The sequence below is a fragment of the Pseudomonas sp. M2 genome, from assembly GCF_015751845.1.
In the GTDB taxonomy this organism is placed as follows: domain Bacteria; phylum Pseudomonadota; class Gammaproteobacteria; order Pseudomonadales; family Pseudomonadaceae; genus Aquipseudomonas; species Aquipseudomonas putida_E.
Genome location: NZ_JADOUD010000001.1, coordinates 3,003,370 through 3,026,317 on the forward strand (window position 1 = coordinate 3,003,370; position 22,948 = coordinate 3,026,317).

20 protein-coding genes and 1 pseudogene are annotated in these 22,948 nt (G+C 62.0%); 17 read left to right on the plus strand and 4 right to left on the minus strand.

Translation table 11 applies throughout. The features are described from left to right. Nucleotides 1–39: 39 nt before the first annotated feature. The gene (gene rsgA, locus IWW33_RS13945) at nucleotides 40–1,071 is read right to left on the minus strand and encodes a small ribosomal subunit biogenesis GTPase RsgA (protein WP_046788104.1); all 1,032 of its coding nucleotides are present in this window, start codon (nucleotides 1,069–1,071) and stop codon (nucleotides 40–42) included. Nucleotides 1,072–1,231: 160 nt separating this feature from the next. Between rsgA and orn the strand changes: the two genes are divergently transcribed. Beyond that, nucleotides 1,232–1,774 carry an oligoribonuclease gene (orn, locus tag IWW33_RS13950; RefSeq protein ID WP_046788103.1) on the plus strand — a complete coding sequence of 181 codons (543 nt, stop codon included), beginning with the start codon at nucleotides 1,232–1,234 and terminating at the stop codon, nucleotides 1,772–1,774. A gap of 93 nt (nucleotides 1,775–1,867) precedes the next feature. Then, nucleotides 1,868–2,479: a trimeric intracellular cation channel family protein gene (locus IWW33_RS13955; RefSeq protein ID WP_003249516.1), complete on the plus strand. Its 612-nt coding sequence runs from the start codon at nucleotides 1,868–1,870 to the stop codon at nucleotides 2,477–2,479. Between the two features lie 28 nt (nucleotides 2,480–2,507). On the opposite strand, the gene queG is transcribed toward IWW33_RS13955, so the two are convergent. Further along, nucleotides 2,508–3,572, minus strand: a complete 1,065-nt coding sequence (queG, locus tag IWW33_RS13960; protein WP_115273761.1) for a tRNA epoxyqueuosine(34) reductase QueG — start codon at nucleotides 3,570–3,572, stop codon at nucleotides 2,508–2,510. A gap of 65 nt (nucleotides 3,573–3,637) precedes the next feature. Here queG and IWW33_RS13965 point away from each other — a divergent pair, with 65 nt between their 5' ends. From IWW33_RS13965 to IWW33_RS14035, 15 genes and pseudogenes are all read left to right on the plus strand, one after another. Beyond that, nucleotides 3,638–4,498, plus strand: a complete 861-nt coding sequence (locus IWW33_RS13965) for an NAD(P)H-hydrate dehydratase (RefSeq protein WP_046788101.1) — start codon at nucleotides 3,638–3,640, stop codon at nucleotides 4,496–4,498. Beyond that, nucleotides 4,486–4,959, plus strand: coding sequence for a tRNA (adenosine(37)-N6)-threonylcarbamoyltransferase complex ATPase subunit type 1 TsaE (tsaE, locus tag IWW33_RS13970; RefSeq protein ID WP_174142034.1), 474 nt, complete (start codon nucleotides 4,486–4,488; stop codon nucleotides 4,957–4,959). Before IWW33_RS13965 ends, tsaE begins: the two co-directional genes overlap by 13 nt. 11 nt (nucleotides 4,960–4,970) lie before the next feature. Beyond that, the gene (locus tag IWW33_RS13975; RefSeq protein WP_046788099.1) at nucleotides 4,971–6,404 is read left to right on the plus strand and encodes an N-acetylmuramoyl-L-alanine amidase; all 1,434 of its coding nucleotides are present in this window, start codon (nucleotides 4,971–4,973) and stop codon (nucleotides 6,402–6,404) included. Further along, the gene (gene mutL / locus IWW33_RS13980) at nucleotides 6,401–8,302 is read left to right on the plus strand and encodes a DNA mismatch repair endonuclease MutL (protein ID WP_125924567.1); all 1,902 of its coding nucleotides are present in this window, start codon (nucleotides 6,401–6,403) and stop codon (nucleotides 8,300–8,302) included. Before IWW33_RS13975 ends, mutL begins: the two co-directional genes overlap by 4 nt. Nucleotide 8,303: 1 nt before the next feature. Then, nucleotides 8,304–9,275 carry a tRNA (adenosine(37)-N6)-dimethylallyltransferase MiaA gene (miaA, locus tag IWW33_RS13985; protein WP_174142033.1) on the plus strand — a complete coding sequence of 324 codons (972 nt, stop codon included), beginning with the start codon at nucleotides 8,304–8,306 and terminating at the stop codon, nucleotides 9,273–9,275. A gap of 94 nt (nucleotides 9,276–9,369) precedes the next feature. Next, nucleotides 9,370–9,630: an RNA chaperone Hfq gene (hfq, locus tag IWW33_RS13990; RefSeq protein ID WP_003258160.1), complete on the plus strand. Its 261-nt coding sequence runs from the start codon at nucleotides 9,370–9,372 to the stop codon at nucleotides 9,628–9,630. Between the two features lie 12 nt (nucleotides 9,631–9,642). After that, nucleotides 9,643–10,944: a ribosome rescue GTPase HflX gene (gene hflX, locus IWW33_RS13995; protein WP_012316478.1), complete on the plus strand. Its 1,302-nt coding sequence runs from the start codon at nucleotides 9,643–9,645 to the stop codon at nucleotides 10,942–10,944. Nucleotides 10,945–11,040: 96 nt separating this feature from the next. Further along, a complete protein-coding gene (hflK, locus tag IWW33_RS14000) occupies nucleotides 11,041–12,222 on the plus strand; it encodes an FtsH protease activity modulator HflK (RefSeq protein WP_046788096.1) in 1,182 nt (393 codons plus the stop codon). After that, entirely contained in the window at nucleotides 12,222–13,091 is an 870-nt protein-coding gene (gene hflC / locus IWW33_RS14005) for a protease modulator HflC (protein ID WP_046788095.1), read from the plus strand. The genes hflK and hflC overlap by 1 nt, the downstream gene beginning before the upstream one ends. Before the next feature lie 290 nt (nucleotides 13,092–13,381). After that, nucleotides 13,382–14,569 (plus strand): ATP phosphoribosyltransferase regulatory subunit, encoded by a 1,188-nt coding sequence (locus IWW33_RS14010; RefSeq protein ID WP_012316475.1) that lies wholly within the window; start codon nucleotides 13,382–13,384, stop codon nucleotides 14,567–14,569. A gap of 56 nt (nucleotides 14,570–14,625) precedes the next feature. After that, complete coding sequence (locus IWW33_RS14015; protein WP_012316474.1) at nucleotides 14,626–15,918, plus strand: adenylosuccinate synthase; 1,293 nt, start codon at nucleotides 14,626–14,628, stop codon at nucleotides 15,916–15,918. A gap of 189 nt (nucleotides 15,919–16,107) precedes the next feature. Further along, the gene (locus IWW33_RS14020) at nucleotides 16,108–18,042 is read left to right on the plus strand and encodes a methyl-accepting chemotaxis protein (RefSeq protein WP_161872049.1); all 1,935 of its coding nucleotides are present in this window, start codon (nucleotides 16,108–16,110) and stop codon (nucleotides 18,040–18,042) included. A 372-nt stretch (nucleotides 18,043–18,414) separates the two neighbouring features. Then, nucleotides 18,415–18,905 (plus strand): annotated as a pseudogene (locus IWW33_RS14025) (type VI secretion system tube protein Hcp). Nucleotides 18,906–18,914: 9 nt separating this feature from the next. Beyond that, on the plus strand, nucleotides 18,915–19,892 hold the full coding sequence (locus tag IWW33_RS14030; RefSeq protein WP_115273765.1) for a hypothetical protein: 978 nt from the start codon (nucleotides 18,915–18,917) through the stop codon (nucleotides 19,890–19,892). Then, nucleotides 19,889–20,254 (plus strand): hypothetical protein, encoded by a 366-nt coding sequence (locus IWW33_RS14035; RefSeq protein WP_125924570.1) that lies wholly within the window; start codon nucleotides 19,889–19,891, stop codon nucleotides 20,252–20,254. The genes IWW33_RS14030 and IWW33_RS14035 overlap by 4 nt, the downstream gene beginning before the upstream one ends. 50 nt (nucleotides 20,255–20,304) lie before the next feature. Here the strand turns inward: IWW33_RS14035 and IWW33_RS14040 are convergent, their stop codons facing one another. Together IWW33_RS14040 and IWW33_RS14045 are read right to left on the minus strand one after the other, a co-directional pair. Continuing rightward, complete coding sequence (locus IWW33_RS14040; protein WP_119687843.1) at nucleotides 20,305–21,870, minus strand: iron ABC transporter permease; 1,566 nt, start codon at nucleotides 21,868–21,870, stop codon at nucleotides 20,305–20,307. Beyond that, nucleotides 21,870–22,883: an extracellular solute-binding protein gene (locus tag IWW33_RS14045; RefSeq protein ID WP_012316468.1), complete on the minus strand. Its 1,014-nt coding sequence runs from the start codon at nucleotides 22,881–22,883 to the stop codon at nucleotides 21,870–21,872. Before IWW33_RS14045 ends, IWW33_RS14040 begins: the two co-directional genes overlap by 1 nt. Nucleotides 22,884–22,948 lie beyond the last annotated feature (65 nt).

The following is a 22,948-nucleotide window of genomic DNA, read 5'->3' on the forward strand; positions in this document are numbered from 1 at the left end:
CGGAATAGCCCTACGCGCCCCGGTAATATTTCCTACGAATCAGTAGCTGTCTTCCGGCAGGCTGGCAATGATCGAGCGGTAGCTGTTCATGCGCTGCTGCTTGATACGGCCGTCTTCCAGTGCCGTGAGCAGCGCGCAGCCTGGCTCGCGATCATGCTTGCAGTCGCGAAAGCGGCAGGTGCCGAACAGGTCGCGGAACTCGATGAAGCCATCTTCCACATCGTCGCGGCTGACATGGCCAAGGCCGAACTCCCGGATGCCTGGCGAGTCGATCAGGTCGCCGCCATTGGGGAAGTGGTAAAGGCGCGCGGTGGTGGTGGTGTGGGTGCCTTGGCCCGACCATTCGGACAGGTCACCGACCCGGGTGTCGGCAGCCGGCAGCAGGCTGTTGACCAGAGAAGACTTGCCCACACCCGACTGGCCGACGAACACGCTGATATGGCCGTCCAGCATTTGCTGCAGGCGCTGCATGCCGTCGCCATGGTGGGCGGAAACCTCCAGCAGCGGGTAGCCGAGGTCGCGGTACACCTCGAGCAAGGCATGCAGGGCCGGGCCGTTCTCGTCGTTGATCAGGTCGGCCTTGTTCAGCAGCAGCAGTGGGCGGATACCCGCGTGCTCGGCAGCGACCAGGTAACGGTCGATCAGGTTCGGGTGCGGTTCGGGCGCTGGCGCGAAGACGATCACGATGAGGTCGACGTTGGCGGCAACCGGCTTGAGCTGACCGTGGTTGTTCGGCCGGCACAGCTCGGTGCTGCGCGGCATCTGCGCGACGATTACGCCAATGCCCTGGTTGCCGGCACGCCAGACCACGCGGTCACCGGTGACCAGCGCCGGCAGGTTTGCGCGCAGGTGGCAGCGGAATACCTGGCCTGCAGACTCGCCGTCCTTGGCCTCCACCTCGACCTGCACGCCAAAGTGAGCGATCACCAGGCCCAGTTGCTCCGGCCCCAGGTCGCCCCCTTCAAGCTCCTGCAGCGCATGCTGCTCGCGTTTGGCAGCGCGAGCGGCGCGTTCGTTCTGGATCTTTTCGATACGCCAGTTTTGGCGGCGATTGAGCTGGCGTTTGGCCATTAGTGTTCCGTGCGAGTTGCGTGAGAGAGCCGTGGTGGGGCATTGAAAACGGCAGGCAGTTTAGCACGACGGGCGGCGGACCATTCTGGTTACCTTTGCGCCGGGAATGCGCGGGGCTATGCCGCTAGGCTAATATGACGGCCTATACGAGGAGCCCTTCATGCAGAACCCACAGAACCTGATCTGGATCGATCTGGAAATGACCGGCCTGGATCCGGACAACGACGTCATCATCGAGATGGCCACCATCGTCACCGACAGCGAGCTGAACACGCTGGCCGAAGGGCCGGTGATCGCCATCCACCACAGTGACGAAGTGCTGGCGCGCATGGACGAGTGGAATACCCGCACCCATGGCGGCTCGGGGCTGACCCAGCGTGTACGCGAAAGCAAGGTCGGCATGGCCGAGGCCGAAGCGCAGACCATCGCCTTCCTGGAACAATGGGTTCCCAAAGGCAAGTCGCCGATCTGTGGCAACAGCATCTGCCAGGATCGCCGCTTTCTCTATCGCCATATGCGCAGCCTGGAAAACTACTTCCACTACCGCAACCTCGATGTCTCCACCGTGAAGGAGCTGGCTGCGCGCTGGGCACCGGACGTGCGGGACAGCTTCAAGAAGGGCAGCACCCACCTGGCGCTGGACGATATCCGCGAGTCGATTGCCGAACTGCGCCACTACCGCACGCACTTCATCAAGGTGTGAGTCGAAAAAGGGCGCATAGAATGTGCGCGCGCCCTCTTTTGGTGCCTTGGGCAACTGGTTAGACTGCGCGCCTTTCCCGCACGGACCCGCGCCATGTTGTTGATGCTCTACCTTATTGCCATCACCGCCGAAGCCATGACCGGCGCCCTGTCTGCCGGGCGGCGTGGCATGGACTGGTTTGGCGTGGTACTGATCGCCTGTGTGACTGCCCTGGGTGGTGGCTCGGTGCGTGATGTGCTGCTCGGGCACTACCCACTGACTTGGGTGAAGCATCCGGAATACCTGGTGCTGACCAGCTTTGCCGCGCTGCTGACGATTTTCATCGCACCGATGATGCGCCGCCTGCGGTCACTGTTCCTGGTGCTGGATGCCTTGGGGCTGGTGGCCTTTACCCTGATTGGCTGCATGACTGCGCTGGAGATGGGGCAGGGCATGCTGGTGGCGTCGATCAGCGGGGTCATTACAGGGGTGTTCGGTGGGATCCTTCGGGATATTTTCTGTAACGACATCCCACTGGTGTTCCGGCGTGAACTGTATGCCAGCGTGTCTTTTGCCGCGGCGTGGTTTTACCTGGGCTGTGTGTATTTCAAGGTGCCGGCAGAGCAGGCCATGCTGCTGACCTTGTTTGGTGGGTTCCTGGTTCGGCTATTGGCGATCCGCTTCCATTGGGAAATGCCGAAGTTTCACTACAACGACCAGCAGTGAAACCTCAGGGGCTGCTTGGCGGCCCCGGCTATGTAATGCCATGCCGCGCCAGCGCCCACTCCACATGCTCACGCACCAGCTCCGACGGGTCTTCCCGGCGCGCCTTCAAGGCTTCCAGCACCGGAATCGTCGACGGCGCATTGCCCAGGCCCACCGCCAGGTTGCGTAGCCAGCGCTCATACCCGGCGCGCCGCAAAGGCCCGCCCTCGGTCTTGCGTAGAAAAGTCTTTTCATCCCACAGGAACATCTCGGCCAGCTCGGCATTCTCCAGGCCATGCCTGGGCTTGAAGTCGTTTTCCTGGGTTGGACGTGCAAAACGATTCCACGGGCAGACGATCTGGCAGTCATCGCAACCGAACACCCGATTGCCCATCATCGAGCGCAATTCCACGGGGATGGCGCCCTTCAACTCGATGGTCAGGTAAGAAATGCAGCGCCTGGCATCCAGCACATAGGGCCCGACAAAGGCCTTGGTCGGGCAGATGTCCAGGCACGCCTGGCAGCGTCCGCAATGCTCGCTGGCATGCGCCTCGTCTACCGGCAGTGGCAGGTCGACGAACAGTTCGGCCAGGAAGAAATAGCTGCCGGCCTTGCGATTGAGCAGCAGCGTGTTCTTGCCGATCCAGCCTAGCCCCGCCTGTTCGGCAATGGCCTTTTCCAGCACCGGGGCACTGTCGACGAACGCCCGGTAACCGAACGGACCGATGTCTTCCTGGATGCGATCGGCCAGGTGCTGCACGCGTTTGCGCACCAGCTTGTGGTAATCGCGGCCAAGGGCATAGCGCGATACGTAGGCTTTTTCCGCCTGGGCCAGGCGTTGAGCCATCTGTGTATCGCCGGGCAAGTAGTCCATACGCAGCGAAACCACCCTCACGGTGCCAGGGATCAACTGGTCGGGGTGGGCGCGTTTGCCATCGTGGGCGGCCAGGTATTCCATTTCGCCCTGGTAGCCGGCGTCGAGCCAGCGCTGCAGGTGCTGTTCGTGCTCGCCAAGGTCCACACCGGCGATGCCGACGTGGGCAAAACCGAGTTCTCGGCCCCAATTTTTGATCGATTGGGCCAGGGCGGCGAGGTCAAGTGTGCAAGCGGACATGGATGGGCAAGGCAATACGGGCTCAGGTGCGTATAATTCTGCCAGACATTGGAGCCTTTGACCCCATGCCGCAGACCAAACACCCAAGCCATGCCCCGCTCCTGCTAAGCAGCGTGACCGTCACGCGCCTGCCCGCCAGGCATCCGCACGCCCATAAAGGTGACTTCGGCCACGTGCTGGTGGTGGGTGGCGACCTCGGTACCGGTGGCGCAGTGCTGCTGAGCGCCGAAGCCGCGCTACGCTGCGGCGCCGGGCTGGTCAGCGTGGCGACTCGCCCCGATCACGTGGCCGCAAGCCTTGCCCGCTTGCCCGAAACCATGTGCCTGGGGGTCGATTCGGCCAACCAGCTGATGGGGGTATTGGAGCGCGCTTCGGTGCTGGTGGTCGGCCCGGGCCTGGGCCAGGCCGCCTGGGGGCGCAGCCTGCTGTCGGCTGTTGCCAATGCCGAGCGGCCGCAAGTGTGGGATGCCGATGCACTCAACCTGCTGGCGCGCACGCCCCTGGCATTACCCAGTGGCAGTATCCTCACTCCGCACCCGGGGGAGGCCGCGCGGCTGCTGGGCATTTCCACCGAGGCGGTACAGGCCGACCGGCCGGGCGCTGCTCGCAAGCTGGCGCGCCGCTATGCCAGTGTCTGCGTGCTCAAGGGCGCCGGTACGTTGGTGGCGGACCCGTCGGGGCAGTTGGCGCTGTGCCAGCGCGGGCATCCGGCAATGGCAGGGGCAGGCTTGGGTGACGTGCTCACCGGTGTACTGGCGGCGTTATTGGCTCAAGGGCTGGACGCCTGGCAGGCCGCGAGTCTTGGAGTGTGGTTGCACGCGTGTGCCGGCGAGCGGTTGGGTGTGAAAGGTAGAGGCCTGGCGGCCAGTGATCTGGCGCCGGTCATTCGTGAGTTGTTGGAGGAGCATTCTGCGTGTCTGGCATAACCCTGTTTCTGGCCGATGAAGAGGCTACGGTCAAATTCGGTGCATCACTGGCCGAGGTGACCGGCGGTCGCGGCATCATCTTTCTCGAGGGCGACCTGGGCGCGGGCAAGACTACGCTGTCCCGTGGCCTTATTCGCGGCTTGGGCCATACTGGTGCAGTGAAAAGCCCGACCTTCACCGTGGTTGAACCCTACGAGATCGGTGAGGTGCGCGCCTACCATTTCGACCTGTATCGCCTGGTCGATCCGGAGGAACTGGAGTTCATGGGCATTCGCGACTATTTCGAGGGAGATCCGCTGTGTCTGTTCGAGTGGCCAGAAAAGGGTGCGGGCGTTTTGCCAAAGCCTGACCTGACCATTACCATAAGACCCCAAGCGGGCGGACGCTCGCTGATCCTTGCGCCGCAGGGGGCTCGCGGCGAGGCCTGGTGCATTGCGCTGGCCAAACACTATAAACAGTAAGTGGGGTAGGTATGCGCATACGCGCACTGGTCGCTGTCGTTGGTCTGCTGCTGACAGCGGTGACTGTTGACGCTCTGGCCGTCACTCAAGTCAAGAGCATGCGTCTGTGGCGCGCGCCGGACAACACGCGGCTGGTCTTCGACCTGTCTGGCCCCGTGCAGCATAGCGTCTTCACCCTCAGCGCACCGGATCGCCTGGTAATCGATATCAACGGGGCGACCCTGGCCGCGCCACTGAACGTGTCCACCTCGAATACACCCATCAGCAACGTGCGCTCGGCGCAGCGTACGGCGACTGACCTGCGGGTGGTGGTCGACCTGAAAAAGTCGGTCACGCCCAAGAGTTTCACCCTGGCGCCCAATGCTCAATACGGCAACCGCCTGGTGGTCGACCTCTATGACCAGGAAGCCGATGCCATCGCCGCCACGGCGCCTGCTGCACCGCCAACGCCTGTGCGAACCCCGGCGACCACGCCGGCGGTGCCGGTAAGCCCGGCCCAGCCGGCGATCAAGCTGCCGCCTGTGCCCAGCGGCAAGCGCGACATCGTGGTCGCCATCGACGCCGGTCATGGCGGTGAGGACCCGGGTGCTTCGGGATCGCGTGGCCAGCATGAGAAAGACATCGTGCTGCAGATCGCCAAGGAACTGCAGCGCCAGATCAATACCGAGAAGGGCTACCGTGCCGAACTGACCCGCACTGGTGACTACTTCATTCCGCTGCGCAAACGTACCGAGATCGCCCGCAAGAAAGGCGCCGACCTGTTCATCTCGATCCACGCCGACGCTGCACCGTCGCGGGCCGCTTTTGGCGCCTCGGTGTTCGCCCTGTCGGACCGTGGCGCCACGTCCGAGACCGCCCGCTGGCTCGCCGATGCGGAAAACCGCTCCGACCTGATCGGTGGCGCTGGTAACGTCAGCCTCGACGACAAAGACCGCATGCTTGCAGGCGTGCTGCTCGACCTGTCGATGACCGCGACGCTCAGTTCCAGCCTCAACGTCGGGCAAAAAGTGCTGGGCAACATGGGGCGCATCACCTCGCTGCACAAGCAGCGTGTCGAGCAAGCAGGTTTCATGGTGCTGAAGTCGCCGGACATTCCGTCGATCCTGGTCGAAACCGGGTTCATCTCCAACAACAACGAAGCCGCCAAGCTGGCCACGCGCAGCCATCAGCAGGCACTGGCCCGCTCGATCCATACCGGTGTGCGCCAGTACTTCCAGCAGAACCCGCCGCCTGGTACCTACATCGCCTGGATGCGCGACAGCGGCAAGATCGCGCAGGGGCCACGTGAGCACACGGTACGTCCGGGCGAGACCCTGGCGATGCTTGCCGTGCGCTACCAGGTCAGCGTGGCTAGCCTGCGCAACACCAACAGCCTCAAGAGCGATGAGCTGAAGGTCGGTCAGCACCTCAATATTCCCTCGACGACCCTGGCCTCGCAGCAATGAGTGGGGGGTCGCGCATCCAGCTGCTCAGCCCGCGGCTGGCCAACCAGATTGCCGCCGGTGAGGTGGTCGAACGCCCGGCTTCGGTGGCCAAGGAGTTGCTGGAGAACAGTCTGGACTCCGGTGCCCGACGCATCGATGTCGAAGTGGAGCAGGGCGGCGTCAAGTTGTTGCGGGTACGTGACGACGGCAGCGGTATTTCCGCTGACGACCTGCCATTGGCTCTGGCCCGGCACGCCACCAGCAAGATCCGTGAGCTGGAAGACCTCGAAGGTGTGCTGAGCCTGGGCTTTCGTGGCGAGGCCCTGGCCTCCATCAGCTCGGTGGCGCGCCTGACCCTGACGTCGCGCACCGCCAGTGCAAGCGAAGCCTGGCAGGTCGAGACCGAAGGTCGCGACATGACTCCGCGTGTGCAGCCTGCCGCACACCCTGTCGGCACCTCGGTGGAAGTGCGTGACCTGTTCTTCAATACCCCGGCCCGTCGCAAGTTTCTCAAGGCCGAGAAGACCGAATTCGATCACCTGCAGGAAGTCATCCGGCGCCTGGCCCTGGCCCGCTTCGATGTGGCCTTCCACCTGCGGCACAACGGCAAGAGCATCCTCAGCCTGCACGAGGCTCATGACGAAACGGCCCGTGCGCGGCGGGTCGGCGCCATTTGTGGCGGAGGGTTCATGGAGCAGGCGCTGCCGATCGATGTCGAGCGTAACGGCCTGCGTCTGTGGGGCTGGGTCGGCCTGCCGACTTTCTCGCGTAGCCAAGCAGACCTTCAGTACTTCTTCGTCAACGGCCGTGCGGTGCGCGACAAGCTGGTAGCCCATGCGGTGCGCCAGGCTTACCGTGATGTGCTGTTCAATGGCCGTCACCCCACGTTCGTGCTGTTCCTTGAGCTTGAGCCCAACGGCGTCGACGTCAACGTGCACCCGACCAAGCACGAAGTGCGTTTCCGTGAGGGTCGTTCGGTTCACGATTTTCTCTACGGCACGCTGCACCGTGCCTTGGCCGACGTGCGCCCGGAAGACCATCTGGCGTCGGCGCCTGCCGCCGCTGCCGAGGTCGTCCGCCCGACGGGGCAACAGGCGGGCGAATTCGGCCCGCAAGGCGAGATGCGCCTGGCCTCGCCGGTGCTCGAACAGCCCCAGGTGCCCCAGCATTCGATTTCCAACGGCGGCAGTGGCGCAGGTTACCAGTACCAGTACACCCCCCGGCCATCACAGCCGTTGCCCGCTGCCGAGGCCCAGGCGGTCTACCGCGAGTTCTACAAGCCGCTGAACGATGACGCTGCCGGGCCTGCGACGTTGCCGCAGAGCCAGGGCGACATCCCGCCCTTGGGGTACGCTCTGGCCCAGCTCAAAGGCATCTACATTCTCGCCGAGAATGCTGCCGGCCTGGTGCTGGTCGACATGCATGCAGCCCACGAGCGGATCATGTATGAACGGCTCAAGGTGGCGATGGCCAGCGAGGGCCTGAGTGGCCAGCCGCTGCTGGTGCCCGAGTCACTGGCGCTGAGCCAGCGCGAGGCCGATTGCGCCGAGGAGCATGCCCAGTGGTTCCAGCGCCTGGGCTTTGAGTTGCAGCGCCTGGGCCCCGAGACGCTGGCGATCCGCCAGATTCCTGCCCTGCTCAAGCAGGCCGAGGCCAACCGCCTGGTCCAGGATGTGCTTGCCGACCTTATGGAGTACGGCACCAGCGATCGCATTCAGGCGCACCTCAACGAACTGCTCGGTACCATGGCCTGTCACGGCGCCGTACGTGCCAACCGGCGCCTGGCGATTCCTGAAATGAACGCCCTGTTGCGCGACATGGAAAACACCGAGCGTAGCGGCCAGTGCAACCATGGCCGACCGACCTGGACCCAGATGGGCCTGGACGACCTGGACAAACTTTTCCTGCGCGGTCGATGACATGAGCGGCAAGCCCCCAGCAATATTCCTCATGGGCCCGACGGCGGCCGGCAAGACCGACCTTGCCATCGAGCTGACCGAGGTCCTGCCCTGCGAGCTGATCAGCGTCGACTCGGCCCTCGTCTACCGCGGCATGGACATCGGCAGCGCCAAACCCTCCAAGGAGGTATTGGCTGCCCATCCACATCGTCTTATCGATATTCGCGACCCTGCCGAGAGCTACTCGGCTGCGCAGTTTCGCACCGATGCCCTTCAGGCCATGGCCGAAATCACCGCGCGCGGCAAAGTCCCGCTGCTGGTCGGTGGCACCATGCTCTACTACAAGGCATTGATCGATGGCCTGGCGGACATGCCGCCGGCTGACGCTGCGGTGCGTGCCGAACTCGAGGCCCGGGCGCAGGCGCTGGGTTTGGCCGAGTTGCACCGCCAGCTCGCCGAAGTGGACCCGGAGTCGGCCGCACGCATCCACCCCAACGACCCGCAGCGCCTGATCCGTGCGTTGGAGGTCTATCAGGTGAGTGGCGAGAGCATGACAGCCCATCGCCAGCGTCAATTCGCGGAAAGTAGCGGCGCAGACGCAGGCGCTGGCGGGCATTTGCCCTATACTGTCGCGAGTTTGGCGATTGCTCCTACAGATCGTCACATTCTGCATCAGCGAATTGCGTTACGATTTTCGCAGATGCTGGAACAGGGCTTCGTCGACGAGGTCCGATCGCTGCGAGCCAGAAGTGACTTGCACGCCGGGCTGCCGTCTATACGGGCAGTGGGATATCGGCAGGTCTGGGACTACCTCGACGGCAAGCTGACTGAGAATGAGATGCGCGAACGCGGTATCATTGCTACTCGCCAGCTGGCCAAGCGTCAGTTCACCTGGTTGCGCGGTTGGTCCGACGTGCACTGGCTCGACAGCCTGGCCTGCGACAATCTGTCCCGCACCTTGAAATACCTTGGGGCCATCTCCATATTGAGCTGAGTCCCTGCTGATTGCCGTCTATTCTTCCGAAGGGGCGGCCTAACTTATCGATTTTTTTGATTTTCTACTATTTATCCTTACAGGAGTGCGGCATATGTCAAAAGGGCATTCGCTACAAGACCCTTACTTGAACACCTTGAGAAAAGAAAAGGTCCCGGTTTCGATCTATCTGGTCAACGGGATCAAGCTGCAGGGCTCGATCGAATCGTTCGACCAGTTCGTGGTGCTGCTGAAGAACACCGTCAGCCAGATGGTCTACAAGCACGCGATTTCGACCGTGGTTCCAGCCCGTCCGGTTCGCCTGCCAAGCCCGTCCGATTCCGAACACGGCGACAGCGAACCAGGCAACGCCTGATAGGAGCCTGCATTGTTCTTTGAGCGCCACGGTGGTGGTGAGCGGGCGCTGCTCGTTCACTTGGAAGGTCAGAACCCTGAGGCGCGCGAAGACCCGCAGGAGTTTCAGGAACTGGCATTGTCGGCCGGAGCCGACATCGTCTCGCTGGTCACAGTGGCAAGGCATCAGCCTACCGCCAAATACCTGATTGGCAGCGGCAAGGTCGAGGAATTGCGCGACCTGGTCAAAGCCGAACAGGTTGACCTGGTGATTTTCAATCACACCCTCACGCCCAGTCAGGAGCGCAACCTCGAACGAGTCTTCGAGTGTCGCGTGCTTGATCGTACCGGGCTGATTCTCGACATCTTCGCCCAACGGGCGCGTACCCATGAAGGCAAGCTGCAGGTCGAACTGGCCCAGCTCGAGCACATGAGCACGCGGCTGGTGCGCGGCTGGACCCACCTCGAGCGTCAGAAGGGTGGTATCGGTATGCGCGGCCCGGGTGAAACCCAGCTGGAAACCGACCGGCGCCTGTTGCGGGTGCGCCTGCGGCAGATCAAGTCGCGCCTGGAAAAGGTTCGCAGCCAGCGTGAGCAGGCTCGCCGGGGTCGTCGCCGCGCGGATATCCCGTCGGTATCGCTGGTGGGTTACACCAACGCTGGCAAGTCCACGTTGTTCAACGCGCTGACCGAATCCGACGTGTACGCCGCCGACCAATTGTTCGCCACCCTCGACCCGACCCTGCGCCGGCTCCAGCTCGACGACCTTGGGCCTATCGTGCTGGCTGACACCGTGGGCTTCATTCGCCACCTTCCGCACAAGCTGGTCGAGGCATTTCGGGCTACGCTCGAAGAGTCGAGCAACTCCGACCTGCTGCTGCATGTGATCGACGCCCATGAGCCTGAGCGCATGGAGCAGATCGAGCAGGTGCTGGCAGTATTGGGCGAGATCGGTGCCGAAGGCTTGCCGATCCTCGAGGTCTATAACAAACTCGACCTGCTTGAAGATGTCGAGCCGCAGATCCAGCGCAATGCCGATGGCAAGCCGGAGCGGGTCTGGGTATCGGCTCGAGATGGCCGTGGCCTGGAGCTGGTCGGTCAGGCCATTGCCGAGTTGCTGGGGGATGATCTTTTTGTCGGTACCCTGTGCCTGGAGCAGCGTTTTGCCCGCTTGCGCGCGCAATTCTTTGACTTGGGTGCGGTGCAGAGTGAAGAGCATGACGAAGAAGGGCGCAGCCTGCTGAGTGTGCGATTGCCCAGGGTCGAGTTGAATCGCCTGGTCAGCCGCGAAGGCATGGAGCCGCAAGTGTTTGTCGAGCAACACACTTTGCAATAAATGCCCGCCGAGGTCGTCGGGCAGCAGTGGCAGGCATTCTGTAGCATTGGACGGCGCGCCGTGGGCGCGTCTTTGCTTTATCAGATGGAGAGCGCTATGGCTTGGAACGAGCCGGGTGGCAACTCGAACAATCAGGATCCCTGGGGCGGCCGCCGCGGTGGTGGTGGCGGTGGTGGCGATAAAAAAGGCCCGCCGGATCTGGACGAGGCCTTCCGCAAACTGCAGGACAGCCTTAACGGCATGTTCGGCAGCGGCAAGAAACGTGGCGGCGGTGACCGCAATGTCGGCAAGGGCGGTGGCTACGGCCTGCTGGGCATCGGCCTGGCGGTACTGGCTGCCATCTGGCTGTACAGCGCCGTGTACGTGGTCGACGAGCAGGAGCAGGCCGTTGTGCTGCGCTTCGGCAAGTACTATGAAACGGTCGGTCCCGGCCTGAACATCTACTTCCCGCCGATCGATCGCAAGTACATGGAAAACGTCACGCGTGAGCGTGCCTATACCAAGCAGGGCCAGATGCTCACCGAAGACGAGAACATCGTCGAGGTGCCACTGACCGTCCAGTACAAGATCACCAACCTGCAGGACTTCGTGCTCAACGTCGACCAGCCCGAGGTCAGCCTGCAGCATGCCACCGAAAGCGCCCTGCGCCACGTGGTGGGTTCCACCTCGATGGACCAGGTGTTGACCGAGGGTCGTGAGCAGATGGCCGTGGATATCCGCGAACGCCTGCAGCGCTTCCTCGACAACTACCGTACCGGTATCACGGTCACCCAGGTCAACGTACAGAGCGCGGCAGCCCCGCGTGAAGTGCAGGAAGCCTTCGACGACGTGATCCGTGCCCGCGAAGACGAGCAGCGTGCCCGTAACCAGGCCGAATCCTACGCCAATGGCGTGGTGCCGGAAGCCCGTGGTCAGGCCCAGCGCATCATCGAGGACGCCAACGGTTACCGCGACGAAGTCATCGCCCGCGCCAAGGGTGAGGCGGACCGCTTCACCAAGCTGCTCGCCGAGTACCGTAAGGCACCGGACGTGACCCGTCAGCGTCTGTATCTGGAGACCATGCAAAAGGTTTACAGCAATACCAGCAAGGTCATGGTGGCAACCAAGGACGGGCAGAACAACCTGCTCTACCTGCCGCTGGACAAGATGGTCGAAGGCGGCCGCAACACGTCCGCGCCGGCTGCCAGTGTGTCGCCGTCGGCCAATGATGCTGCCGCACGTGCGGCGCAGGACCTGCAACAGCAACAGCAGCAGATGCGCACTAGGGAGAGCCGCTGATGAGCAATAAATCGCTGATCGCCCTGATCGCAGCTGTGGTGCTGGCCGTCGTGGCCTGGAACAGCTTCTACATCGTGGCCCAGACCGAACGTGCGGTACTGCTGCAATTCGGCCGTGTGGTCCAGGCGGATGTCCAGCCTGGCCTGCATGTGAAGATTCCTTATGTGAACCAGGTGCGCAGGTTCGACGCCCGCCTGATGACCCTCGACGCCCCGACCCAGCGGTTCCTGACCCTGGAGAAAAAAGCGGTGATGGTCGACGCCTACGCCAAGTGGCGCGTTCAGGATGCCGAGCGTTTCTATACCGCGACTTCCGGCCTCAAGCAGATCGCCGATGAACGTCTGTCTCGTCGCCTGGAAAGCGGCCTGCGTGACCAGTTCGGTAAGCGTACCCTGCACGAAGTGGTTTCCGGTGAACGTGACGCGCTGATGGCTGACATCACGGCATCACTGAATCGCATGGCCAGTAAGGAGCTGGGTATCGAGGTGGTGGATGTGCGCGTCAAGGCCATCGACCTGCCGAAGGAAGTCAACCGCAGTGTGTTCGACCGTATGAGCACCGAGCGTGAGCGCGAAGCCCGCGAGCATCGTGCCAAGGGTAACGAGCTGGCAGAGGGTATCCGTGCGGATGCCGACCGTCAGCGCCGCGTACTGCTGGCCGAAGCCTATCGTGAAGCGGAAGAAACCCGCGGTGATGGTGATGCCCAGTCGGCCGCCATCTATGCCAAGGCTTACACCCAGGACGCTGAGTTCTATGCGTTCTACCGTAGCCTTCAGGCATACCGCGAGAGCTTCTCCAGCAAGAGCGATGTCCTGGTCCTGGATCCGAAGAACGAGTTCTTCCGCTTCCTGGACAAGAGCAGGCCCTGATGCTCTGATCGGGAAATGCCCCGCCTGGCAGCTAAAACACCAGGCGGGGTGCATCCTGATTAAAAAGGGGTGTATGATGAGGCAGCCGGGAAATTTCCCGGCTTTTTTGCGTCTGCAAGGTTGATTGGCAAAGCGCCAGTTGACGGTTTGGTCAGTTCGCAAGGCAATTCGAGGGTATTGGGTACGGTGGCGGCGCTGGGATCAGTGCTGCCTGCTGCTGTGCGCCAATGCCTGCTTCACTGACGGCTCGCCTGCAGGCAAGCCGCCCGGACCAGAGGGGAAATGGCGTAATGGCAACGGTAGACCGCTGGCTACTGCCAGATGGCATCGAGGAAGTACTGCCACCTGAGGCTGCGCGTATCGAGATCGCGCGTCGTCAGGTGTTGGACCTGTTCCAGAGTTGGGGCTACGAACTGGTCGTCACCCCGCATATCGAGTACCTGGAGTCGCTGCTAACCGGCGCCGGCCAGGACCTGGATCAGCGTACCTTCAAGGTGGTGGACCCGCAGTCCGGTCGCCTGATGGGCTTCCGTGCCGACTTTACCCCGCAGGTGGCGCGCATCGACGCCCACACCTTGCGCCGCGAAGGCCCGAGCCGTCTGTGCTATGCCGGCAGTGTGCTGCACGCCCAGCCGCGTGCGCTGTCCACCTCGCGCAGTCCGATCCAGCTCGGTGCCGAGCTGTACGGCGATGCCAGCCCTACCAGTGATGTCGAAGTCATCAGCCTGATGCTCGCCACGCTGCAGCTGACCGACGTCGCGGATGTGCACATGGACCTCGGTCATGTCGGTATCTACCGTGGCCTGGCGCGCGCCGCCGGCTTGTCCGGCGCAGTCGAACAGCAGCTGTTCGATGCCCTGCAGCGCAAGTCGGTCGATGAAGTGCAGGCACTGACTGCCGACTTGCCGAAGGACCTGGGCAACATGCTGCGCGCTCTGGTCGAGCTGTGCGGTGGCCGCGAAGTGCTGGCCGAAGCCCGTGTGCGCCTGGGTCGTGCCCCGGCCAGCGTGCTGGCGGCGCTTGACGACCTGTTGGCGATCGCTGATCGCCTGGCGTCGCGCTATCCGGAGCTGCCGCTGTACTTCGACCTTGGCGAGTTGCGTGGCTACAACTACCACACCGGTGTGGTGTTCGCCGTGTTCGTGCCTGGCGAAGGTCAATCGATCGCCCAGGGCGGGCGCTACGACGACATCGGCGCAGATTTCGGTCGGGCACGCCCGGCCACCGGTTTCTCTACGGATTTGAAGACCCTGGTCACACTGGGGCGAGCGGAGGTCGTATTGCCAGCTGGCGGCATCTGGATGCCCGACAGCGGTGACGCGGCCCTCTGGCAGCAGGTCTGCCAGTTGCGCAACGAGGGCCAGCGTGTGGTCCAGGCTCTGCCTGGCCAGCCGTTGAGTGCTGCTCTCGAGGCGGATTGTGATCGGCAATTGATTCAGCAAGACGGGCGCTGGCAGGTTCTGCCGCTGACCCATTGAGTTTCTGCGTCGGCAGTAGGCCGGCAACCAAGTTTGCGTGAATGAGGACCAATGTAATGGGTAAGAATGTCGTCGTCCTGGGCACCCAGTGGGGTGATGAGGGCAAAGGCAAGATCGTCGATCTGCTGACCGAACATGCTGCCGCCGTAGTGCGCTACCAGGGTGGCCACAACGCGGGCCACACGCTGGTGATCAACGGTGAAAAAACCGTTTTGCACCTGATCCCGTCCGGCATCCTGCGCGAAGGCGTGCAGTGCCTGATCGGCAACGGCGTGGTCGTTGCGCCCGATGCCCTGATGCGTGAAATCACCAAGCTGGAAGAGAAGGGCGTACCAGTGCGCGAGCGCCTGCGCATCAGCCCGGCTGCTCCGCTGATCCTGTCGTACCACGTGGCCCTGGACCAGGCCCGCGAGAAAGCCCGTGGCGAAGCCAAGATCGGCACCACCGGCCGTGGTATCGGCCCAGCCTACGAAGACAAGGTTGCCCGTCGCGGCCTGCGCGTTGGCGACCTGTTCCACCGTGAGCGTTTCGCCGCCAAGCTGGGGGAGCTGCTGGATTATCACAACTTCCAGCTGGTGAACTACTACAAAGAGCCGGCCATCGACTTCCAGCAGACCCTGGACGAGTGCATGGCTTACGCCGAGCAGCTCAAGCCGATGATGCTCGATGTCACCGCCGAGCTGCACAACCTGCGTCGCGCTGGCAAGGACATCATGTTCGAAGGTGCCCAGGGCTCGCTGCTGGACATCGACCACGGTACCTACCCGTACGTCACCAGCTCCAACACCACTGCTGGCGGTATCTCCACTGGTTCTGGCGTTGGCCCGATGTACCTGGACTACATCCTCGGCATCACCAAGGCCTACACCACTCGCGTCGGTTCCGGTCCGTTCCCGACCGAACTGTTCGACGAGACGGGCGCCACCCTGGCCAAGCGTGGCCACGAGTTCGGTTCGACCACCGGCCGTGCCCGTCGTTGCGGCTGGTTCGATGCCGTCATTCTGCGTCGCGCCATCGACGTCAACAGCATCTCGGGCATCTGCCTGACCAAGCTGGACGTACTGGACGGCCTGGAAACCATCAACATCTGTGTCGGCTACAAGAACGAGAACGGCGCGGTCATCGACGCACCGTCCGACGCTGACAGCTACATCGGCCTGGAGCCGGTGTATGAAGAGATGCCAGGCTGGAGCGAGTCGACCCTGGGCGCCAAGACCCTGGAAGAGCTGCCAGCGGCTGCCCGCGCTTACATCAAGCGCATCGAGGAGCTGACCGGCGCACCGATCGATATCATCTCCACCGGGCCGGACCGCAACGAGACCATCGTGCTGCGTCATCCGTTCGCCTGATCTGCCACCTGGCTGATCTGACGCCGCGCTCTTGAAAGGGAGCGCGGCGTTTTTGCATCTGCTCGATGCTGACAATGGCACTGCTTAACCTTGGCGTTTATCCCTGCTGTGTCCGGCACAACCCTTGCTGTAAGAAGTTTCTGTAGATGCCATCAAAATAGTGGCGCCAGAAAGCACGAGGGTTTCACCGTGTCTGCCATCCTCTCACTGTTACGAAGCCGCCTCTTGCGGCCTGTGTTTGTTGCCCTTGGTATCGCTCTTTTGGTGCAGGTAGTGGTTGCCGTTGCGCTGACCCGAAGCACTGTCACCGCCCTTGAGGCCGACCTGGGCGAGCGCCTGGGCAGCGATAGCCGTAAGCTCGCCAGCGACCTTGAACAAGCTGGGCAGGACGTACGCGCCGGTCTGGACAGCCTCTCCAGCAGTACACGACAGCGCCTTAGCGCCGGGCTGTCCGAGCGCCTGCAAAGCGAGCAGCAGCAACTGCGCACTACGCTGGAAAAGAACCTCAAGGACTCGGCCAACGACATGGCCCAACTGCTGGCATCGGTCGCGCCGCGGGCTATCTGGGACAACGATGTGCCAGTGCTGTCCGATTTCGCACGTCGGGCCCAGCGCAACCCCAACGTACTGTTCGTGATCTATGACGACGCCCAGGGTCAGCACCTGACCCGCTACCTGAACCGGCAGAACCCGATCAACCAGGCCTTGATGGAAAAGGGCCAGGGTGAACGGGCATTGGACAAGGTACTGGATGCCGCTCGCCGCGACCCTTCGGTGTACTTCGTCGAGGCCTCGATCAGCCCCAACGGCGCGGAAATCGGCAAGGTGCTGATGGGGGTATCGACTGCCGGTGTCGATCAGGAACTCAAAGCCCTGGACCAGCGCTTCGCTGCCTTGATCACCAGCGGTGAACAATTGGTGGGCGACAGCCTCGGTGCAGCCGCAGCCGACAGCGGCAAGGCCTTGCGCGAGCGCCTGGAAACCGCACAGGGCAGTGCTACGGCGATGCAGGCCAATACCGCACAAACCGTGCGCGACGCTGCGGCAGAGCTGCGTTGGCGCATCGGGCTGGGCCTTGTGGTGGTGGGGGTTGGCGTGTTGCTGGTAGTGGCCCTGGTGCTAGGTCGCCGCGTGCTCAGCAAGCTGCGCCTGCTGATTACTGCGCTCAACGATTTGGCTGCAGGCGAAGGTGACCTGACCAAGCGCGTCAACCTCGACAGTCGCGACGAGATAGGCGACATGGCCTCGGCGGTCAATCGCTTCGTCGACAAGTTGCAGCCCATTGTCCGCGAGGCGGGCGAGGTGGCACAGCGTACAGGGATCGAGATCGGCAGCATGACGCAGCGCAACGCAGGCGCCGATGCTGCCGCAGCGCTGCAACGCGACGAAGTGGCCGCCAGCTTGCGCGATCTGTCGAGCATGGCTGATGAGGCTCAGGCTGAAAGCCAGGCCATGCAGGCGGCGCTGCAGCAGGTGGTTGATATCCGCCAGGCGACCGATGAGAACAGCCGCGCTTCGACGCAACTTGCCGGCATGATCGAGAACCTGGCAGGTCAGGTCGAAACCGGCTCGCAGGTAATCGAGCGGCTGGCCAAGCAGAGCGAGCAGATCGAAGTGGTGCTGACCGTGATCCACGGTATCGCCGAGCAGACCAACCTGCTGGCGCTCAACGCAGCCATTGAAGCCGCAAGAGCCGGTGAGACCGGGCGCGGGTTTGCGGTGGTGGCCGATGAGGTGAGGGCATTGGCGAGCAAGACGCAAAGCTCTACCGGCGACATCCAGGCGCATATCGCGGCGCTGCAGAAGGGCGCCAAGGAGGCCGTGACAACCATCGGCCAGGCCGGCCTCAAGGCCAGCGAAGGCCTGCGAGTGCTGCGCGACAACGAGCGCCGGCAGCAGTCGGTGCAGGCGGCTGTGGAGCAGGTGCATGCGGCCATCGGCCTGGCGACTCGGGCGGCGGAACAGCAGGCACATGGCGCTCAGGCGGTGCGTGGGCGGGTCGAGAATATTCATGCCCAGGCAGAGCGTTCGGCAGAAGTGGTGATGCAGACCACAGCAAGCAGCAAGGTGCTGGATGACTTGGCGGCGCAGCTGCGGGCGAGCCTGGGGCAGTTCAGGGCTTGAGTCGAGGTGGGTTCGGGTTGTTCGCCTTTGGGTTTTCTGCGCCTGTGGGACCGAACGTCGCCCGCGCGGCGCTAGGTTTCATAAACGCTGGAGATGTCGAGGCGAGCACCTGCGCCCCCTGATACGTTCCTCTCATCAACCACTGAACATCGTTCAGCCCGATCAAGCGCCTTTATCGTCAAATTTGTAGGCTATTTCCTAATTTGACCTCCAACGTCTGCGTTCTATTGCGTCTGCAGTTAGGTACGGCTAGTGTCAACTGGGCCTCAAGCCTGGCGGCATGCCCTGCTTCGCCTCTTGAGGAACAACGTCAGATCGACGCTGTCCGAGCACCGTCGTTTTCAGACCAATCGTTACCAGGGAGAGGTACACATGGCTTTCGACGCCTATATCCACATCGCGGAAATCACTGGCGAAGCGCTGGACCAGCAATACGCCAACTGGATCGAAATCGTCGGCTACAAATTCGGTGCCAGCCAAAGCACGTCTGCCACCGCAAGTTCTGCGGGTGGCGCATCTTCAGGGCGCACCACCCTCACCAATTTCACCTTCACCAAATACCTCTGGACAGTGCCAGCTGCAAGCTTCTTGAAGCCAGTTGTGCGGGCCAGCACCTGAAGGAAGTGAAGCTGGTGGTGTGTCGCGCCGGTACCGACAAGCTCAAGTACTACGAAGTCGTGCTCGAAGAAGTGATCATCGCTGACTACGCCCAGAGCGCCAGTTCCGGTGTGCCGATGGAGGTCGTACAGCTCAACTACGGGCGGATCAAAACCACCTACACGCGGCAGAAGCGCCTCGACGGCAGTGCCGGTGGAAACGTGACGGGTGGATGGGACCGTATCAACAACAAAAAGTATGCGTGAGGGGCGACCATGTCCGAGGCACGCAGCTTCATCAATTCGCATGCGCAGTCATATGAGTCGCTGAAGGCCGATACGCCGATGTCGGCCAATCAGCGGGCCAAATTTGATGTGTTGAATGCGCATATTGTGAATAGCGTGGTTTTCGCCGGCGAGCTTGTGATTGTCGGCGATCCTGGTACGCCTTCCTGTACGAGCCATGAAGCATTTCTGATGGGCAAGGCGGCCAGTATTCACCGCGATATTGAGTTCAACGGTGGAGGTGTCGATGGGTACCTCTTGGAAAACTTCGAAATGCTTCAGAGTTTGCTGGCGCATGCTTCCATGGGGGCTGGTGCAATCAGTGATGGCTGGGCCAAGCATCTGGAGGGGATCAAAGGTACTTTGGGGCAAATAGAACTTTTGCATCGTGAGTATTTGGGTGCTGGAACGATTAGGGCTCGTGATGAATTTTATGCCAAGCGCACAGTGCTTTTCATGAGGCTGGAAGATCAGCTTAATAAATTGGCTGCTTTTGGTTCAGGGCTGCGCAAGCAAGGGTCTATTAAGCGGATGCTGGAGATTTCTACCAAGAGCTATTTGAGTTCCGGCGAAATCTCTAAATACGCTGATAAAATTACAGGGGTGAGCAAGGCGGCGAGTTTTATCAAGAAAGGTACGTATATTGGTATTGCATTGGATGTGGCCGCCACGAGCTTGTCAATTCATAAAGCGTGCACATTGGGGCGTGAAGAAGACTGCAGGAAAGCAAAATATGTTGAATCTTCAACTCTAATAGGGGCGGTAAGTGGAGCTAGCGCTGGTAGTTATGCCGGAGGTTTTATGGGTGGCATGATTTGCAGCGTTATTCTAGGGGTGCCGACAGGGGGCGCAGGTGCCCTTGCTTGTGCAGTTGCTGGGGGAGTTACAGGCGGTATGTTAGGTGGTGAAGTAGGTGGCAAAACAGGTGAAGTTATTGGGGAGATGATTTATGAAGGGGCTCTAAGGTGACTTCTATTCATCCTGGGTTGATTGGGCTGTTGATCATGGGGCCTATGATATTTAGCATGCTGGCTATTGTTTATGTGGCGCATTATTACGTCGAATCGTTCGAGGCAATGATGCCAAATAGTCGTATTGTTCGTGATTATAGAAGGGTTTTTTCCAGTGCCGGTTTAGTTGGAAAGCTCATGCGTACAGGTTCGATTTCCATGATACTGATGATGCCAAAGATGTATGCGCGCAGAGGGCTCGTTGACTTGGATGAAGTAAGAGGCTTTCCTCGTCGACTAAAGCGTGTGCTGGTTGGATTGCACTTATTACTATTTGTGCTATTAAGCGCTCTTGTGGGGTTCCGTTTTTTATTACTTTAGATCGATTCGTGTAACGCTAGCCCAGGCCGCATGGCAGCCTGGGCAAATTCTTAGGCCTTGTTCAAATACATCCGCGTAGTCAGCAGATACACCGGCAACCCCGAAACCACAATCAACAACGCCGCATAAGGCGCCGCCGCTGCGAACTCGACGTTGGCGGTATGCGCCCAGACCTCGGTGGCCAAGGTGGTCATGCCCGTCGGGCTGAGCAGCAGGGTGGCAGTCAGCTCCTTCATGGCATCGAGGAACACCAGTGCGAAGGCGGCCGCCAATGCCGGGAAGATGATCGGCAAGGTCACCCGGCAGAACGCCGCGAAACTGCTGGCACCCAGGGTGCGGGCCGCTTCTTCCAGGGTTGGCGATGCCTTGTTCAACGCGGTGCGCACAGGGGCCTGCGCCAAAGGCAGGAACAACAGCGCATAGGCCAGCAGCAGCAATGCAGTGGTCTGGTACAGCGCCGGCACGTAGTGCAGGGAAAACACTACCAGCGTCAGGGCGATCACCAGGCCGGGAAGGGCATGCAGCAGGTAGGGCAGGCGCTCGGCCCAGAGCGCCAGGCGGCCTTTGTAGCGCACCACCAGGAAGCTCACCGGCAACGCCAGCAGCACGCAGAAACCGGCGCCGCCCAGTGACACCGACAGGGAGGTCAGCAGCGCCTTAGAAATCTCCGCCACCGGGAAAGCGGCCGAAGACCCCACGCTCAGCCAGTAACCGAGCATGGCCAGCGGAATACCGCTGCCCAGTATCGCCAGGCCCAGGCAGAACAGCTGCGCCAGCGGCGCCCAGCTACCCAGGCGTACCGGCTGCGCGCGGCGTGCCACGCCCTGACCGATGCGTACGTGGCGGGCCTTGCCGCGCACCTTCAGTTCCAGCCAGAGCATCACCAGGCACAGTGCCAGCAGTACCGCCGAGAGCATGGCGGCGTTGGCGTTGCTGAACTCCAGCTCGAACTGTTGGTAGATCGCCGTGGTGAAGGTCTGCAGGCCCAGGATCGACAACGCGCCAAACTCCACCAGCATGTGCAGGGCGATCAGCAATGCGCCGCCGAGCATCGACGGCCACAGCAGCGGCAGGGTGACCTTGGTGAAAACGCCCCAGCGGCTGCAGCCCAGCGTACGCGCCGACTCCTCAAGCGAAGTGTCGAGGTTGCGCAGGGTGGCGGCCACCGGCAGGAATATCAGCGGGTACTTGGACAGGGCCATGACCAGGATAGCTCCGCCCAGCCCCTCGAAGTCCGAGCTCAGCGACACCCAGGTAAAGCTGCTGACGAACGAAGGTACGGCGAATGGCAGGCATAGCACTACGCCCCACAGCCGACGGCCCGGCAGGTTGCTGCGTTCGAGCAGCCACGCCAGCGCCAGGCCAACCACCATGCACGCCAGCGTCACCCCGACCATCAGCATCAGGGTGTTGCGCATCAGGCCCCAGACGAACGGGCGCCAGAGCAGGTGCAAGGCTTCTCGCCAGCCGGCTTCCCAGGCTTTCATCGCGACGTACAGCAATGGCAGCAAGCTCATCGCCACCAGAAACAGTACAGGCAGCACCACCCAGATGGAGGGGCGCTTGCGGCGCGGTACGAAGCGTACCGGCACCGGCTCGGACAGGGCGGCGGTCATCAGAGCAGGCCGACCTCGCGTTCAAGCTCCAGCGCTTCCTCGGCATTGCCCAGGTCGGCCGGCGAGATTTTCGGCGGGCGCAGGTCTTCGAACGGCTTCAGGCCACGGTCGGAGACCATGCCTTTGTGCAGCGGGTATTCAGCGGTGGTCTGGGTGATCACACGCTGACCTTCTTCGCTGGCCATCCAGTTGAGCAGGGCCTGCGCTTCTTTCGGGTGCTTGCTGGCCTTGACCGCTGCGGCGCCGGAGATGGTCACCAGGCCACCGGCATCGCCGTCGGCCAGGTAATACAGCTTCGAATCGAGCTTGCCGCGCTCGCGCTCCAGGGCGTACCAGTAGTAGTTGTTCACCAGCACGGCGGCGACTTCGCCTTTTTCCACGGCCTTGAGTGCGACCATGTTGTTGGTGTAGGTCTTGCCGAAGGCTTTCAGGCCGGTCAGCCACTCTTCGGCAGCGTCACGCCCGTGCATCTTGAGGATGGCCACGGCCTGTTCCTGGAATGCACCGCTGGTCGGTACGAAACCGACCTTGCCGTCCCACTCGGGGTTGGCGAAATCCATTACCGATTGCGGCAAGTCTTTCTCATCAATCTTCTTCGGGTTGAACACCACCACGCGGGTGCGGGCGGTCACGCCCATCCAGGAACCGTTGGCGGCAACGTATTCCTTGGGCAGCATGTTCAGCGTGGCGTCGTCGATCTTCGCCAGCAAGCCCAGTTCGCCCAGGTTGTTCAGTGGTGGCGATTCTTCGGTGTAGATGATGTCGGCCGGCGAGCGGTCGCCTTCCTCGATGATCTGGCTGGCCAGCTGATTGCTGCTGCCTTTGCGGATATTGATATGGATGCCGGTCTTGGCCTCGTAGGCCTTGGCGATGGCTTCGCCGATTTCCTTGTGTTGACCGTTGTACATGGTCAGAGTGACCGGGTCGTCTGCCATGGCGGCCGGAGCGCCCATCACCAGGCTAAGGACAGCGGCGGCCAGGGTGCGCATCAGCGGTTGCGGACGGATCGTCATGCGGGTACTTCCTCGCTTACGGCTACATATTTGGAAACAATGGTAAACGAAATCGTTTCTCAAGT